At 39.3% G+C, this 16,686-nt stretch carries 18 protein-coding genes and 1 pseudogene; 10 read left to right on the top strand and 9 right to left on the bottom strand.

All coding sequences use genetic code 11. The annotated features are described in order from the left end of the window. Nucleotides 1–128 precede the first annotated feature (128 nt). Together ACY3FQ_RS00095 and ACY3FQ_RS00090 are read right to left on the bottom strand one after the other, a co-directional pair. On the bottom strand, nt 129–443 hold the full coding sequence (locus ACY3FQ_RS00095; RefSeq protein ID WP_138742680.1) for a BrnA antitoxin family protein: 315 nt from the start codon (nt 441–443) through the stop codon (nt 129–131). Next, complete coding sequence (locus ACY3FQ_RS00090) at nt 430–717, bottom strand: BrnT family toxin (RefSeq protein WP_138742681.1); 288 nt, start codon at nt 715–717, stop codon at nt 430–432. Before ACY3FQ_RS00090 ends, ACY3FQ_RS00095 begins: the two co-directional genes overlap by 14 nt. A 345-nt stretch (nt 718–1,062) precedes the next feature. Between ACY3FQ_RS00090 and ACY3FQ_RS00085 the strand changes: the two genes are divergently transcribed. From ACY3FQ_RS00085 to ACY3FQ_RS00040, 10 genes and pseudogenes are all read left to right on the top strand, one after another. Beyond that, the gene (locus ACY3FQ_RS00085; protein WP_005401804.1) at nt 1,063–1,491 is read left to right on the top strand and encodes an organic hydroperoxide resistance protein; all 429 of its coding nucleotides are present in this window, start codon (nt 1,063–1,065) and stop codon (nt 1,489–1,491) included. A 6-nt stretch (nt 1,492–1,497) separates the two neighbouring features. Beyond that, nucleotides 1,498–1,929, top strand: coding sequence for a MarR family winged helix-turn-helix transcriptional regulator (locus ACY3FQ_RS00080; RefSeq protein WP_005401805.1), 432 nt, complete (start codon nt 1,498–1,500; stop codon nt 1,927–1,929). 10 nt (nt 1,930–1,939) lie between these two features. Then, a pseudogene (locus ACY3FQ_RS00075) lies at nt 1,940–2,224 on the top strand (transposase); the annotation flags it as partial. 42 nt (nt 2,225–2,266) lie between these two features. After that, nucleotides 2,267–2,518 (top strand): tryptophan synthase subunit alpha, encoded by a 252-nt coding sequence (locus ACY3FQ_RS00070; RefSeq protein ID WP_005401806.1) that lies wholly within the window; start codon nt 2,267–2,269, stop codon nt 2,516–2,518. A gap of 291 nt (nt 2,519–2,809) precedes the next feature. Further along, nucleotides 2,810–3,934 (top strand): ABC transporter ATP-binding protein, encoded by a 1,125-nt coding sequence (locus ACY3FQ_RS00065; RefSeq protein ID WP_005401807.1) that lies wholly within the window; start codon nt 2,810–2,812, stop codon nt 3,932–3,934. Between the two features lie 21 nt (nt 3,935–3,955). Beyond that, complete coding sequence (locus tag ACY3FQ_RS00060; RefSeq protein WP_005401808.1) at nt 3,956–4,972, top strand: extracellular solute-binding protein; 1,017 nt, start codon at nt 3,956–3,958, stop codon at nt 4,970–4,972. A gap of 82 nt (nt 4,973–5,054) precedes the next feature. Continuing rightward, entirely contained in the window at nt 5,055–6,683 is a 1,629-nt protein-coding gene (locus tag ACY3FQ_RS00055) for an ABC transporter permease (protein WP_039890879.1), read from the top strand. A 169-nt stretch (nt 6,684–6,852) separates the two neighbouring features. Further along, nucleotides 6,853–7,368, top strand: a complete 516-nt coding sequence (locus ACY3FQ_RS00050; protein ID WP_005401810.1) for a helix-turn-helix domain-containing protein — start codon at nt 6,853–6,855, stop codon at nt 7,366–7,368. 60 nt (nt 7,369–7,428) lie between these two features. Continuing rightward, entirely contained in the window at nt 7,429–7,848 is a 420-nt protein-coding gene (locus ACY3FQ_RS00045) for a transposase (protein ID WP_081241779.1), read from the top strand. A gap of 334 nt (nt 7,849–8,182) precedes the next feature. Next, nucleotides 8,183–10,267: a TonB-dependent receptor family protein gene (locus tag ACY3FQ_RS00040; protein WP_005401812.1), complete on the top strand. Its 2,085-nt coding sequence runs from the start codon at nt 8,183–8,185 to the stop codon at nt 10,265–10,267. A 99-nt stretch (nt 10,268–10,366) separates the two neighbouring features. Here ACY3FQ_RS00040 and ACY3FQ_RS00035 read toward each other — a convergent pair whose 3' ends face one another. From ACY3FQ_RS00035 to ACY3FQ_RS00005, 7 genes are all read right to left on the bottom strand, one after another. Next, entirely contained in the window at nt 10,367–10,993 is a 627-nt protein-coding gene (locus tag ACY3FQ_RS00035; RefSeq protein ID WP_126034952.1) for a hypothetical protein, read from the bottom strand. After that, nucleotides 10,980–11,444, bottom strand: coding sequence for a hypothetical protein (locus ACY3FQ_RS00030; RefSeq protein WP_126034954.1), 465 nt, complete (start codon nt 11,442–11,444; stop codon nt 10,980–10,982). The genes ACY3FQ_RS00035 and ACY3FQ_RS00030 overlap by 14 nt, the downstream gene beginning before the upstream one ends. Continuing rightward, nucleotides 11,441–12,487 (bottom strand): hypothetical protein, encoded by a 1,047-nt coding sequence (locus ACY3FQ_RS00025; RefSeq protein WP_195728336.1) that lies wholly within the window; start codon nt 12,485–12,487, stop codon nt 11,441–11,443. The genes ACY3FQ_RS00030 and ACY3FQ_RS00025 overlap by 4 nt, the downstream gene beginning before the upstream one ends. Before the next feature lie 186 nt (nt 12,488–12,673). Further along, nucleotides 12,674–12,967, bottom strand: coding sequence for a type II toxin-antitoxin system RelE family toxin (locus ACY3FQ_RS00020; protein ID WP_119686978.1), 294 nt, complete (start codon nt 12,965–12,967; stop codon nt 12,674–12,676). After that, nucleotides 12,957–13,202, bottom strand: coding sequence for a type II toxin-antitoxin system RelB/DinJ family antitoxin (locus ACY3FQ_RS00015; RefSeq protein ID WP_000246756.1), 246 nt, complete (start codon nt 13,200–13,202; stop codon nt 12,957–12,959). The genes ACY3FQ_RS00020 and ACY3FQ_RS00015 overlap by 11 nt, the downstream gene beginning before the upstream one ends. Nucleotides 13,203–13,408: 206 nt before the next feature. After that, on the bottom strand, nt 13,409–14,356 hold the full coding sequence (locus ACY3FQ_RS00010; RefSeq protein ID WP_151837269.1) for a sensor domain-containing diguanylate cyclase: 948 nt from the start codon (nt 14,354–14,356) through the stop codon (nt 13,409–13,411). A 181-nt stretch (nt 14,357–14,537) separates the two neighbouring features. Further along, nucleotides 14,538–16,058, bottom strand: a complete 1,521-nt coding sequence (locus ACY3FQ_RS00005; protein ID WP_151837270.1) for a catalase — start codon at nt 16,056–16,058, stop codon at nt 14,538–14,540. Nucleotides 16,059–16,686 lie beyond the last annotated feature (628 nt).

Below are 16,686 nucleotides of genomic sequence, written 5' to 3'. Positions count from 1 at the left end.
TTTTATATAATAAATTATAAATATTTTTGATATTAATGAATACATGATAAATCAGGTTTAACACGAGTTTTTATACCGATGGTTAAATTCCACTAAGAACCCAAAAATTGGAGCCTAAGCTCCCATTTTTATCGATGATTTTTTAAATCTTCTAACATTGCTTCACGCAGAATTTCATTCATTCGTGTTTGATAGCCTTTGCCTTGAGCTTTAAACCATGCAAGTACATCAGCATCTAAACGGATGGAAGTCTGTTGCTTCACTGGGCGATAGAATTGATTATGGCGTACAGCATTGCTCCAGTCTGTAATTTCAGGAATATCTGATAGATCTAGCTGATCATCAGCAACCGTTCCCTTAGCAAGCAAGCGTTGAATTTCAGCATCTTGCTTGTCGCTGAATTTTTCATTCAGTTCTTTGCGTGAGTATCTAACCATGCTCATATCTATCTCGCTCCGCCTTAGTTACTTGTCTTGCACTAATGATTCGTATGATTTCACAGTCATCTTCATCAAAGATGGTGTGAGCTACTAAGAGCATTAGTACGCCTTTTACTTTCCCAATGGTCTGCCAACGTTCTTCACCATCGGTATGTCTGTCCTGAATTGAGATCCTCAGTGAATCATCAAAAACAAGGCTTGCAGTTTCGAAAGAGACATCGTGCTTTTTCTGATTCTTTCGATTCTTTGCCTCATCCCATTCGAAATACTGTTCCATAAAAAAACATTCAAATTTGTATATACAATAATGTATCACAAAATTGTATCACTCAAGCTGAAAAGCGTAATTTTTAGTCAAAATTATTGGCAAAATATTTCAAAACTGCTCATAAAAAAGCCGACTTGTTTCAAAATCGGCTTTTTGGGCATTTTTGGATTTTTCTTGTTTCATTAAGTGATTGATATTTATATTAATATGCAAGTGTTGTTATTCACCAATTAAAATGTCTATGTGTACTTCGTATAACCGCCATTATGTTAAATGGAATATAAAAAACAGTTGACATAAATACATTATGTGCAATTATATTGCACACAATGTATTTATTTAAAGGTAATCAAAATGAGTAATCTTTATTCTACCCAGGTTAAAGCAATCGGTGGACGTTCAGGAAATATTCGTAGTGAAGATGGTATCTTAGAACTAAAATTGGCTTTACCAAAAGAATTAGGTGGTAAAGGTGATGCAACGAATCCTGAGCAATTATTTGCAGCTGGCTATGCTGCATGCTTTGGAAATGCAGTGATCCATGTAACTCGTAGCAATAAAGAATATAAAATCCGTGATAACGATGTAGAAGTCCTGAGCACTGTTGGAATGGTTGCTAATGGCAATGGTGGATTTGCCTTGACAGTACACTTAGATGTCACGATTTCAGGTATTTCACAAGCTGACGCAGAGAAAATAGTGGAACAAACACATCAAGTATGTCCTTATTCAAATGCTATTCGAGGTAATATACAGGTGTCTACCACTGTCTATACCAAATAAAAAGTTATGTCCAAGAATCAGCTTTGCTTAGATGAGCAACTATGTTTTCCTATTTATGCTGCATCTAATTTAATCGTAAAAGCTTATCGCCCTTTTCTTACACCTCTCGGACTTACTTATCCTCAATATTTAGTAATGTTGGTTTTGTGGGAAAAAGACTGTGTAAGTGTGGGTGATCTTGGACAAATTTTACATCTTGATAGTGGAACATTAACCCCACTATTAAAAAGAATGGAGACATCTGGTCTAATTAATCGATCACGTGATCCTAATGATGAAAGACGAGTTCTTATTTCATTAAAAGATAAAGGGCGAGACTTATCTGCTGAAGCAGAAAAGATTCCTAAAGAGCTTACCAAGAACATTGAGTTTGCTAACTTAAATCAATTACGAGATGAATTAAAAGCATTAGTTAATCTATTATCAGAAAGAATTTGAGACCTCTTTTACATCTGGTCTAAAAGCAATCTATCAGACAAGCACAGAGGACAATGCATTAAAGTCCCTAGATATCTTGTGTGATCAATGGAATCAACAATATCCAAAAATTGGCGAATCTTGACAGGAAAATTGGGAAAATATACGAACGATCTTTAGCAATCCAGCTGAAATAGGTCATGTAATTTATACGAGGAATTCGATTGAATCGTTGAATAGCGTAATCCGCCATTCAGCTAAAAAGAGAAAGATCTTCTCTTCTAATAATTCAGTGAAAAAGGTCATTTACTTAGCTGTACTAGCTCAAACCTGAGCTGACAGTTACCCATTTTTTATTGTGCCCTATCTCAGAGCACTCAGTGCTGGACAAACCGTACATCAGACAGTTGAGCTAGTGAAAGCAGTCCGTCTACAGGATGACACAACTCCGATTGTTTTCATGACCTATTTAAATCCGATCATGCAATATGGTTTCGAGAAACTGGTTGTGCATACCGAAAATCTGATTGATGGGATCCTGATTCTGGATGCACCCTATGAATATCGGGAACAATTTAAACTGCGATTAACTGAAAAAACATGCATTTAATCGCAATGACCGCACCAACTACCCTTGTTGAGAGGGTGAAATAAATCTCGGCAAGCGCGACAGAATTTTTATATCATGTTGCGGAAAATGGCCTCACCGGAGGCAATTTGAATCTACCCAATCTTGAAAAAAAGATCGCTGATAGGTGATCTGAACAGTCTTGATCAGTTTTCACCTGCGGCTAAAGATCAAAATGATCTAGAATTTTTATAAGCCAACTGATAAAAAGACTCTACATGAGAAAGATTATTAGTTATTATTTGTTAAAGAAAATAGCACGATGAGTTCAATATGAATGCCTATGCAGAACATTCAGCCAATGTCTTAACAATTTATAACTTAAGCAAGAAATTCGGCTCACGTTTTGCTGTCAATCAAGCGACATGGTCTGCAACAAGCGGACAAATCATTTGCTTACTCGGACATTCCGGTTGTGGTAAAACAACCATGCTACGTTTGATTGCAGGTATGGAAACCCCAACGAGTGGCTCGATTCAGCTTGAACACAACGTTTTATGGAATGAAGAACAACATATCCCTGCAGAAGCCCGCAATATTGGTCTGGTTTTTCAGGACTATGCACTTTTTCCGCACCTGAGTGTGCTGGAAAATGTGATGTTTGGACTTAAAAAGTTCCCTAAAAAGCAGCGACAGGAAATTGCTGAACAAGCCTTAAAACATGTATCCATGCATCATCACATGCACAGTTATCCATACACCTTATCGGGTGGTGAACAACAGCGTGTTGCTCTGGCGCGTGCGTTGGCACCTAAACCTCACGTGTTACTGATGGATGAACCTTTTTCTAATCTGGACCACCGCCTACGTGATCAGATCCGCCAAAGTACCATTGATCTTTTAATACAGACAGCGACTACGACGGTGATTGTCACGCATGATCCGGAAGAGGCTTTGCAGATTGCGGACCAGATTATCCTGATGCATCAAGGGCAAATTATTCAGATCGGGACACCTAAGCAACTCTATTTGCAGCCGTCTACTCTGTTTGCGGCACGTTATTTTTCTGCTTTGAATGAAATACCGGCCCAGCGTCTGGATCAGCAAATTAAAACAATTTTTGGTCAGGTCACAGTACCTAAAAATTTGGCAGATACTAAAGAATCGATTTCCTGCTGTTTCCGTCCACATCAAGTACAGGTGAGCCGAGAACCCGTCACAGATGCAGTCACAGCGAAAGTCCTTTCATCCAGCTTTATGGGGCATGCCTATCAGTTACGTCTGCAGCTTGCCTCTGATTCAACCATCATATTGGTGCAAGTTGACCATCAGCAGCATTTTTCTGCCAATCAACAGGTCTATGTGTCAGTCGATTTAGCAGCATGTTTTTTCTTTGCATCCAGTGACGACACAAGCATTGCCATCACATCTCAGCTTGAACAAGCCGTTCAGGTTTAAACTCTGTTAAGGAAATAAGAAATGAAACCACTCTCGAAAGTTTATCTTCTTTTAACTGGTCTGGTTGCCTTCAGTGGTAGTTGGGTACATGCAGCGGAAGTCAACCTATACACCACGCGCGAACCTGTTTTAATGCAGCCTTTGTTAAAAGAGTTTAGCCAAAAAACCGGCGTGAAAGTCAATACGGTTTTTATCAAGGACGGGTTACTGGAACGGGTTAAAGCTGAAGGCCGACGCTCCCCTGCAGATGTGATGCTCACTGTCGATTTTGGCAATCTGGTGGATCTGGTTGAAAGTGGTTTGACGCAGCGCGTAGACTCCAAAATCTTGAACAAGTCCATTCCGGGTAATTTACGTGCCGCAAATGGCCACTGGTATGCCTTATCGATGCGTGCACGTGCCGTGTATGTGTCCAAAGACCGTGTTCCTCTCAGCGCGATCAGCTATGAAGATTTGGCTAACCCAAAATGGAAAGGTAAGATCTGTATTCGTTCCGGCAGCCATCCTTACAACACCGGTTTAATTGCGGCCTATATTGCCCATCATGGCGAGAAAGAAGCTGAAACATGGTTACGCGGTGTCAAAGCCAATCTGGCACGTCCTGCAAGCGGTGGTGATCGTGATGTCGCCCGCGATATTCTCGGCAAGATTTGTGACATTGGGGTAGCAAATACCTATTATGTCGGCACCATGCGCACAGGCGATGCTGAGCAACAACGTTGGGGCAATGCCATTAATGTAGTCTTACCACGCTTTAAAAATGGCGGAACACACGTCAATGTTTCAGGTGCAGTCGTCTCGAAATATGCACCTAACCGTAAAGAAGGGGTACAACTGCTTGAGTTTTTAGCCTCAGACCATGCTCAGGCGATCTATGCGAAAAGCGACTTTGAATATCCAGTGAAACCTGGAGTTAAAATTGATCCGATTATTGCAAGCTTTGGCAAACTCAAGGTGGATTCTATTCGTTTAAGTGACATTGCCCGACACCGTAAAACCGCCAATCTGTTAGTTGACAAAGTACAGTTTAACCACTAAGTCTCGTTCGACTTACAGGGAGCAATTTACGCTTCCTGTAAGATCGACTTTGTTTCCACCTCTTATCACAGCTAAATCTTCAATGCCCAACAAGAAATTTGCATTTCGTCCGTTATTTTCGCTCAGTGGACTATTGACGCTGCTCGCCTGCTTACCCGTCTTGGCTTTAGTCTGGACAGCCCTGCAAGGTAATAGTGAGATTTGGCAACATCTGATCCGCTATGTTATTCCGCCAACACTGGTCGAAACATCCGTACTTTTACTAGGTGTTGGTGTATTGACTATCCTGATTGGCACAGGCAGTGCCTGGATTGTCACAGCCTATCAGTTTCGTGGTCGAGCATTTCTGGACTGGGCACTGCTCTTACCTCTGGCCGTCCCCACTTACATTATTGCCTATAGCTATATCGACATTCTGCATCCCATTGGTCCGGTTCAAAGCCTGTTCCGAGAGGGGCTGGGATTAGACATGCAACAGTTCTGGTTCCCCAATATCCGTTCGGTATGGGGAGGAATCTTTTTATTAAGTTTTGTCCTGTATCCTTATGTCTATTTAAGCACCCGTGCCATGTTTCTCATGCAGTCAGCCAGTCTGATTGAAGTTGCACGCAGCTTGGGACTAAAGCCGAATCAGGTCTTTTTACGAGTTGCAATGCCACTCGCACGACCAGCAATTGCCGTGGGCACCAGCCTGGTGTTAATGGAAACCATTAATGACATCGGTGCAACCGAGTTTCTGGGTATTAGAACACTTACGTTATCCATTTATTCAACCTGGATCAACCAGTCTGATCTGGCCAGTGCCGCGCAGATTGCCATTTTTATGCTGATGATCATTACCTTTTTAGTGATCGTAGAAAGGTTGGGACGACGCAAACAGCGTTATATGAACTCTGCTCAACGCAGTCGCCTGATGCCCGCTCAGCCCGTTACAGGAAGCAGAGCGCTCACCTTATTCGTGCTTGGGTTGATTCCCGTTACGATCGGCTTTTTGATCCCATTTAGCCATTTGCTGGTAGAGTCTTATAAACGTATTCAATATGCGGGTTTTTCTGAATATTTATTACAAGCTTCAATCAATACCCTTACCTTGGCCAGCATCGCGACGTTTATTACTATTCTGGTAGGTTTCTTCATTGTCAGCGCTGCACGATTTAGTCGAACTACATGGTTTAGCCGAATTTCAAGTTTAGGTTATGCCATTCCGGGGACGGTACTTGCCATTGGCCTGATGCTGTCGTTAGGTGCTCTCGATCATGCCGTGGCGGATTTTTTTGAATTCCAGCTTGGCATTTCTACCGGGCTACTCTTTTTGGGGACCAGTTTTACCTTGATCTACGTCTATGCGGTGCGTTTTCTAGCGATTTCAATTGGTAGCATAGAATCCGGATATAATCGGATCCATGCGGTTCTTGATGATGCTGCATGTAATTTAGGACAGAACAAACGGGGTATTTTATGGCGCGTTCATTTCCCTCTTTTACGCCCCGCGATCATCTCGGCTGCATTATTGATCTTTGTAGACTGTATGAAAGAATTACCTGCCACACTCTTATTGAGGCCACTGAATATGGAAACGCTGGCCACACAGCTCTATGCGGAAGCCTCAAGAGGCACCTATGAAGATGGCGCAATCGCAGCTTTACTGATCGTATTGGTAGGCTTGATACCGGTGATTTTACTTGCTCGTATGAGTAAAAATAGCCGATAAGAAAATATTATAATGAAATTAAAGCATCTGTAAGTATAAGAAGAACTGATTAAACGGTTCTTCTTGATCAAAAACTTAAGCATTCCACTCATCAATAAAGATGTCTGTAATCTATAAAATAAAAAATTTTCTCTAATACCATTCAATCGAAATAAGCTAATATAGTTGTATGAGTAAAATATCTGCCTATCAATTAACTGATATTGATTTCATCGCACTGTCCAAAACAGAGTCGAATCCACGCACGCGGGTTCGACTCTTAATGCTCGCCCAAATGGCAAAAGGCGTTTCTCCTCAACAGTTTGGCTTTAATCCCATTACTATACGCAAGTTGCGGCGTACCTTTCAGACTCAAGGCATCAATGGCCTGTATGATCGGGAAGGTCGAGGCCGCCATAGCCCGTTGTCAATCGAGCAAAAAGAACAACTCAAAACCGAGATCGTGGCTCTCCAGCAACAACGTGGCGGTGGCCGGGTCACTGCGGTAAACATTGCCGAACTCATTCAGCAGAAATTCAACGTGGTTTACAACCCTAATAGCTTGTACAAACTGTTAAAGCAGATTGGCATGAGCTGGGTATCAGGTCGCTCTGCCCACCCAGAAAAGAACGACGCTGCTCAAGCTGAATTTAAAAAAAAATTGCCAGCAAACTCAAAGAAATCCTTCCTGCATCTGCAGATTTAGCGAAAGTTGATTTATGGTTTCAAGATGAGTCAAGAGTAGGACAGCAAGGTTCGATCAGCCGTGTTTGGCATTACCGGGGTGAACGACCACGCCTGGTTCGTCAGCAGCAATTTGAGTACAGTTATATTTATGGTGCCATTTGCCCTGCCCGAGGAGTCTGTTGTGGATTGGTTCTCCCGAGAGCAAATATCGAAGGAATGCGTCTACATTTACAGGAGATTTCAGCACAAGTTCCTGAGGGGCATCATAGCTGTTGTGATCGTTGATGGCGCTGGCTGGCATCAAACGAGTCTCAACTTGACGAATGTCAGTTTATTAAAATTACCGCCATATTCACCTGAACTGAATCCGATGGAACAGGTGTGGCAGTGGTTAAAACAACTTTATTTATCAAACCGATGCTTTAAAGATTATACCGAGATTGTTGATGCTTGCTGCATGGCTTGGAACCAGTTTGCCAAACGAACCCAACTCATCTAATCGATTGGAACTCGCAAATGGGCTGAATGTTAGGTTATTTCAATGGATTGGTATAATAATAATCTATGATTGCTATAGCATTTATTCGAATAGCATAGTGTGATCTTAAAGATGGATGCCTTTCTTGCAGTCAGGCAATTAATAAAACAAATTTAAAAAATCAGAATAAATTTTAGAAAAACAATCGATTTTATTAAGATTCATTTCTTATAAAAGATAATCATTTTTAAAATATAAGTGATAATTGTTATTATTTGTGTTGCAATTTACTTGTTTTGTAAGTTAATTTATCTGCCAATCGATTGCCACCCCGATCTTTTAAATAGAGGTAAACATGGAAAAACGTTGCTTTTTGAAAAATCCAATCGTCATGAGCGGATTATTATTCAGTAGTTTTATACCTAATTTATATGCAGCCCCTGAGCAAGAACAAAAAAGTATGGTGTTGCCTATGATTCAGGTGATTGGCTCACAGGAGGACGCTGTTTCGAAGATTCCGGGGGCAGCGGTGATAGTAGACCAAGAGCAAATTAAACAAGTTATTCCGACATCTACAGAAGATATCTTAAAACGTGTTTCCGGTGTCTATGTGAAACCTGAGGAAGAGTCTGCTGTAGTTGCCAATATTGGTATGCGAGGTATCAGTTCAGCTGATTATAAAACTTTAATTTTAGAAGATGGTGTGCCTGTAGCTCCTGGTCTATTTGTTGGAAATGGTCGTTATTACAATCCACGTGTACAGCGCATGGATAGTATTGAAGTGATGAAAGGTTCTTCAGCTTTGCGTTATGGTCCACTGAACATTGGAGGGGTGATCAATTACCAGACTAAGCAACCGAAAGATGGTGCTCTGGTTGATGTATCGGTTGGCTCTTGGGATACGTATAAAACAACAGTTGAATTAGGAGGAAGTTCTCCAAACAAAGACAGTAAGGTTGGGGCAATTTTAAGCTGGGCAAAAAGTGACGGTTTCATGGACAAGGGCTATGAAATGAAAGATGCTGTCATTAAGGCGGGCACAGCAATTGGTGATAATCAATGGTTAGGTGTGAAATTCACCCATTATGAGAATGATGCCAACATCTCTTATCGCGGGCAGTTCCTGGGCGAATATCAAAATGAGAAAGAGAGCAACCCTGCACCAGATGACTGGTTCTTAACAGAACGCAATTCTTTCGATGTTAATCACCGCTGGAATATAAATGATGATATGGAACTGCAAACATTATTTTATTGGAGTGAAATGAATCGTGATTACTGGCGTTATGATGTTGACGGAGCTGCATCAAAAGCTGCAGGTCAGTGGATATATAAAGATACATTGAATGGCAATAATCGTGCATTTGAACGTATCGGTGCTGAAACCCGCTTAGTGACCAAACATACTTTATTCAATATTTCAAGTGAGGCAGAAGTTGGCTTACGCCTGATGAATGAAAAAATGGATGATGTCACCATTAAGGCCACTCGTGCGACGCCACGTACTGGAACGGTCAATAAGGATGTCAAAGATTCTGCTAAAAGTGTCGCCTTGTATGCCCAAAACCGTTTAGATATTACCGATCAACTGTCGGTGACACCGGGGGTTCGTATTGAACATTATGAGCAGCAACGTGAAGACAAGAAAAAGAATGAGTCGGTTAAAACCTCAAACACTGAAGTGATGCCTGGACTTGGTGTGACATTCCAATTAGATCCTGCTGTGCAGCTGTATGGTAGTGTCTATAAAGCATTTTCACCAGCATTGAATGGTGACTCTCTCAGTGGCTTGCAAGACCAAAAATTGGATGCGGAAACTGCCGTGAGTTGGGAATTTGGTTTAAGAGGTCAACAAGATGCTTTGAGCTATGAAATGACTGCTTTCCGTATGGACTTTGATAATCAGATTATTCCAGCGAACAGTAATTCTGACTTTCAAAGTACAAATGGCGGTAAAACCTATAACCAAGGCCTAGAAGGCGCGGTTAATCTAGAATTGGACAACGGATTTGATGTATTCGCCAATCTGACTTGGGTAATAGATGCTCAGTTCAAGGGCGACCGTTATAATAAAAATGGTACGCTTAAATCAAGAGATGGCGATCGTGTTCCGTATACACCAGAGTGGATAGCAAACCTAGGTTTAGGTTATACCTATGCAGGTTTACGTACGCAGTTAAGCGCGAATTATACGGGTTCACAATTTACCGATGAATTGAATACAAAACCAATTGTAGAAAACACATCTGGTTTTTTCACGGGCAAAATCAATGGCTATACGACAGTTGATTTGACTACGCGTTATACGCTTAATGATCAAGTTGAATTCTATGGTGCCGTGAAAAACTTGGCGGACAAACGTTATATTGCAAGCTTGCGTCAGGGAATTTATGTAGGTCCAGAACGTTCGCTTGAAGCCGGCGTTCGTTATCGCTTCTAAATCATTCTTTCTTTTCTAAAATCGATAGGTCATATTTGTGGATTTTTAAAAATATGACCTATCATAAAAAAAAACACATAGAAATTAAGGTTATCGACTCTATTTTTGTGGGTCATGGCGAAGATCTATTGTCATATGCCTTATGAAATATTCTAATCCAGACTTATGATGAGGCATGGTGGAATCGAAATAAAGATTTCTTCCTGTCCTATCTGAACATGTAATTTCATACGAGTGATCTTGTTTGCGTTGTTCGTCAGAAACAAATGTTTTCCATCCATTTAAAATATCAATAGATGTCAGCTTTGTATCTTGTATATATATGAGCAATCCTCCATGATAATTATCAGTTGAGGAGTTGCTATACCTAGTAGTCAGCTGTAAAAAACCTTCAAAAATCTTAGTTGGGCTGCCATAAATCTTAGCTTCGCCTAGCCAAAGAAAATGACGATATTGAACATGTATATCTACATGACCATTATGAAAAGTATCATGAGAAGCTTTATAACCCATACCCTTTAGTTGGGTTTCTATTATCAAGGATAATTGATCTTCACTTTGTGAATGAGCATAATGCGCTTTCGCTTCTAAATCCTTAACACATATACCTAAGTCTTTATATAATTGTTTTATATAAAGTTCATAGTCATTTTTTTGTACAGCTATCCTTCGATTATACAAACTTTCTTCTAAAGGATCAGTTAAGTCAAATTCAAGAGTGGTCATGTTTTAAATATTCTTTAAATTCGTCTGTAAAAGAAAAATATCGAGAAATAATTTTAGAAAAATCTTCTTTACTAATACTTTCCTCAGTAAAAGGGTCTACATATGACTGGTTAAGAATACATTCATTAATCCACTCTTTATCGACTGAAATAATATCCTCGGAATATAGGTCACATGCTTGAAAATGATCATCTAAGACATTCAAAATCAATAGATTATTTACAAAAATTTTAAACTCAGAGTTCTCGATAGGTTTAATCACGTCATATATTTTTTTATAAGTCACATGCTTATAAGAACTTATTTCTCTTACATGAAAGAAATAAGTGACGAATTTATCTAACCAAGCAATCATTTCTTGGTAATGAGGTTCGCTTACTTCTTCATCAGAAAGTTCATTAGTTTCAATGAACCTCTTAATGTACAAGCTATCAACTGCTTCTGAGTTCATGATGTTTTGACGATTTCTTCAATTGCTTTGAAAAAGCTAGATTGATCTTTTGTTGAAACGTAAAAGTTATTCAGATTCGGTATGCCCGTATTGATTGCAAGAGCATGCCAAGAACCTTTAACCGTAACTAATACTTTATAGGCTTCAAGGTTGTACTCTTTAGTAATATTGTAAGGCTCAATAGTTGCATTCGCTATACCGCCTTTGTGATATTCACCACTACGTAAATCTTCAATACCTACTCTTGATGATTCATTATGTGAAATACCGTCATCAGTTTTAAATGACAGGTTTTTCACATTACCTATTTCCTCATAGTAGAGTCTTTCAATAGCAGGGAAAACATTACATCCAGTATCAGGAATATGCTCAAGTACAAGTTGATTTAGATATAATCTAAGCTTAGCTAACGCTCCTCGTAGATTTTCTTCGTGAAATTGTGATGAAAGATCCGCACACAAGATAATTTGTTGAGTGACATCATCTAAAATAATGCTATCAAAACAAGGTAAACGAACCTCTTTGTAAGCTACTAGCTTTTCATACTCCTCATTCACGTATTCACTTTTTAAAGCATCCACACGGATATTTTCTTTCAAAATAAAAGTTCTAATAATTTTGAACTGATAGATATACTTTTGTTCTACTTCTTGCTTAGCTTGGAAAATATGATCTTTGAAATCTCCATTTCTAGATAAATCTAAAGTTTGATCCGGTGCAACTAGACTTTCTAGATGCTGTTTTAATTGATCATAGCAAGATAATTCATTGTAAACACTCAAATATTTATCTTCAAAAAGAACCCTTTTATTAAAATCAGTCTTTATTTTTGTATACAAATCTCCTAATTTAGCTAATAAATCAGGTTCAATATCTTCTTCAAGTTCACTGATATGTACAAATAGACTAGACCAAGTATGAATTCGATCTAAGAATGTAAAACTTGCTAGTAAAGGATGTATTTCGTTTCTGAGGCTAACTCCACGACCTCTATATATTTTTAGTAGATTTACTATATTAGTTTTCAAGTCATCGAAATTCATGAATCCAACCGGTTTTCAATTTTTTGTTAATGTAACAAATTAAAAATATTCTATGTTTAATAACTTATAAGTTTTTCTATTATTTTTTTCGAATTTATTATTCAACTATACGAAAGAAAGGATACCTTTCATTTAACATAAAATCTCTTATACGAATGCAAAAATGGGAGCTATAAGCTCCCATTTTTAGTCTTTAATGCGCTTTTTAGCTTCGTCATAAACTATGCTATCAGCTCGTTTCCCGACTGTGATGAGCAAGATAACTACCTGATCATCTTTAACTTGATAGACAAGTCTGACACCAGCTTTTAATAATTTAATTTTATAGCAACCTGCAAGATCCCCTCTAAGCATATTCTTTGGAATATGTGGCTGCTCTATGACTTTGGCTAGTTTCTTCTTAAATTGATCTCGTATAGCAACAGGGAGTTTTTCCCATTCTGCTTTAAAGTCTTTGTGACGTAAAAGCTTATAAGTCATCTAATGTGACTTCCTCAAACATCTCTTTAGGGTCATTAATGCGCTTACGGACAAGAGCTAATAATTCTTCATCTTCTTCTGAAAGCAGAGCTTTTTTGACAGGTAGTTTCCCAGTCGTAGCAACATATTCAAGAATACTAGTAAAGAAATCTGTAGGTGCAATACCTTGTTCTTTAAGGATGGAATAGGATTTTTCTTTAAGGGCTTCATCGACCCTGAAGTTAACAGTAGCCATCATATCTCCCAGTTATTTAATGTGTTAAGAGTACTGTAATGCAAATTGCATTACAAGTCGACTTCGTATAACAACCATTATGTTAATTTTAGAAAAACTTCAAATGAGCTTACTGCTCAAGCAAGACTCCTGTCTAGCTTCACAATCCAAGTGTCTGACTTACGATTATTGTTTTAGATCCTCAAACATCCTGTTCTATGGAATCATCAAATGATGACTTTAATTTGACGTTTATGCTGATACATTTTTTCATCTGCTTCAATTACTGCCATTCGTAAATTTTTACTTGGTTCACGTGCCGCAACACCAAGAGCAGCATTAATTCCAGCATTTTGTAAGGACTTTAAAAGCCGATTCACCAATTTCTGAGTATTTTCTAAAGTCGTTTCAATATTTAGAATGCCAAACTCATCTCCTCCTAAACGCGCGACTAAATCATTGGAGCGTACATTTTTCTTTAAGATTTGGGCCGTTTTTTGGATCATCTGGTCTCCAGCCAAATGACCAAATTTATCGTTTATAGCTTTTAAGTCATTTAAATCTATCATAATCACTGTGGTTGGATGTCCGTACGTTTTACATCGATCTTCCTCTAAATCCAAAAATGTATCCCAAGCACGACGATTAAAAACACCCGTTAAATGATCGGTTAATGAATCCATTTCAAGCTTTTCACTAACTCTTTTTTGTTCATTAATTTTAAGTTCATTTTGTAAAATTCGACTAAGTAATAAACTTAATAGCTCTAATAGATCACTATGTTGTTCTATGCTTTGAGACTGTACTGATGGATCAATAGCACATAATGTGCCGAAAATAGAACCATCCTCATTGAATAAAGGTTGCCCAATATAGGCGTTTATATCGACCAGTTTGTTGATACCTGCTTCTACATACAGTGGAATCTTTTTCGAATCAGGTGCTATGCGTGGCCCTTTATCTAATACCATCTTAGAGCAGTATGAGTCAGCCCAATTGAAGACCTGTCCTGCCTGTACTCCATATCCATGATCTTTAGCTTGCAAAACTATCCAATCATTACTTTCAGTACGAGTGATCATCCATAAAGCAAAGCCTAAGTGATTATGTAAATACTCTAAAATTTTTTCACCAGCATCTTTAAAATCTTTAAAGTTTTCATAAGAAGGGATCATAATTACTCACTATTTTGATTAGGATTGAACCTAGGAGTGGCAAAATGCTATTTAATAGGACCAATAGAAACTTTAATTCTCATTGTATATACACTTACAAGCTTAATCTAAAAAATAGAGAATAAAAAAGCCCGACATCCTGTCGGGCTTTTTTATTAACTATCTAAATCAAATTTCCACATTAAAGAAAACTTGGTAAACCTTTAGCAGGATCTGTTTCACGTGCCGCTTGAGCATCTGCTACAGTCATACCTAAGGCATTAGCAACGCCTTGCCCATAAGCTGGATCGCAAGCATAACAGTTGCGGATATGACGGTATTTGATGAAATCTAGCGCATCACCCATCGCTGCGGCCGTGTTATTAAACAATGCTTGTTTCTGCTCATCATTCATCAAATTGAACAGGGCACGGGGCTGGCTGAAGTAGTCATTGTCATCTTCGCGGAAGTCCCAGAAATCAGCATCACCGGTAATCTTTAATGCTGGTTCTTTAAACTGAGGTTGTTCCTGCCACTGGTTAAAACTGTTCGGTTCATAATGTGGCAATGAACCATAGTTGCCATCCATGCGGCCCTGACCATCACGACGATTAGAGTTTACAGGGCAGCGTGCAGCATTGACCGGAACCTGTGAATGATTTACACCAACACGATAACGTGCTGCATCAGCATAGTTCACCAGACGCGCCTGTAACATACGATCCGGTGAGTAGCTAATTCCCGGTACCAGATTACTTGGTGCAAAGGCAGCCTGTTCTACATCCTGGAAATAATTTTCCGGATTGCGGTTCAGTTCGAATTCACCGACTTCAATCAGTGGATAATCACCTTTCGGCCAGACTTTGGTCAGGTCAAATGGATGATAAGGAACTGTTTCAGCTTCCAGTTCCGGCATGATCTGAACGTACATTTTCCATTTTGGATACTCACCACGCTCAATGGCATCAAATAAGTCAGTCTGACTACTTTCACGATCTTTAGCAATCAAATCTGCTGCTTCAGCATCGGTCAGGTTCTGGATGCCTTGCTGGGTACGCATATGGAATTTCACCCAGAAGCGTTCATTTTGGGCATTGATAAAACTGAAGGTATGGCTGCCAAAACCATGCATATGACGGTAGCCAGCAGGAATACCGCGATCCGACATCACAATGGTCACCTGATGCAAGGCTTCAGGCAATAATGTCCAGAAATCCCAGTTATTGGTGGCACTGCGCTTGTTGGTTTTCGGGTCACGTTTGACTGCTTTATTCAGGTCAGGGAACTTACGGGCATCCCGCAGGAAAAACACCGGGGTATTATTGCCGACCAGATCCCAGTTGCCTTCTTCAGTATAGAATTTCAGGGCAAAACCTCGAATATCACGTTCTGCATCGGCCGCGCCACGTTCACCCGCCACCGTTGAGAAACGCGCAAACATTTCGGTTTTCTTGCCAACTTCAGAGAAAATTTTAGCGCGAGTATATTGGGTAATATCATTGGTCACGGTAAAGGAACCAAAAGCACCTGAACCTTTAGCGTGCATACGACGCTCTGGAATCACTTCGCGGACGAAGTTTGCTAATTTTTCATTCAACCATAAATCTTGGGCAAGTAAAGGTCCACGCGCACCTGCCGTCATACTGTTCTGATTATCGACCACAGGGGCACCAGCTTCAGTAGTCAGGTGGGTAACAGGACATTTTTTAGGGTCTTGACTCATACTATTAACTCCCGTTTCTTTTAATTTAAATTTCCTGCAGAAATTTAAGATTTTCAATCCCATCTTACCCTTTACTTGCTTATTAAAATATTAAACTAAGGATATTTTTGAAAATTTATAGCCAACTGATTTAACATAAAATCTCTTACACGAAATCCAGATTCAAGACATAAAAAAGCCCGACATCCTGTCGGGCTTTTTCATATCGGGTTGCTAGTCTTACTGATCTCGTGCTGCCCATTCCTTGCGCTATTTTCTTATTCTTGTTTTCTAGAAACATCCAGTTCCCTTATGTATTCATCATAGGGCTAATGCTTTGGATTACTAATCCGCAAAAACATTAAATCTGTGTAAGTTTTAGCTTACAAAGTTGGCCTATTTTATCCCAAGAGTTGTCCGCAGAAATTGGGGATTATTTCTGAACTGTGACCCTTGAGAAATCAGGAAAAAATGCAAAAAAGAATGTTTTTTGATCAACCTTATTGGCTAAAAGTTACATTTTTGCTTAAAAAGAAACCGACTTGTTTCCAAGTCGGTTGAACGAGAACGTTCCAGAGGGTATGAATAACGATAAGATACTGATCTTAAAGTAATATTAAAAATACGTTTCGTATAAGCTCTATTATAT

Source organism: Acinetobacter sp. AB03 (assembly GCF_058107045.1).
This window is presented reverse-complemented; position numbering and strand designations above follow the sequence as displayed.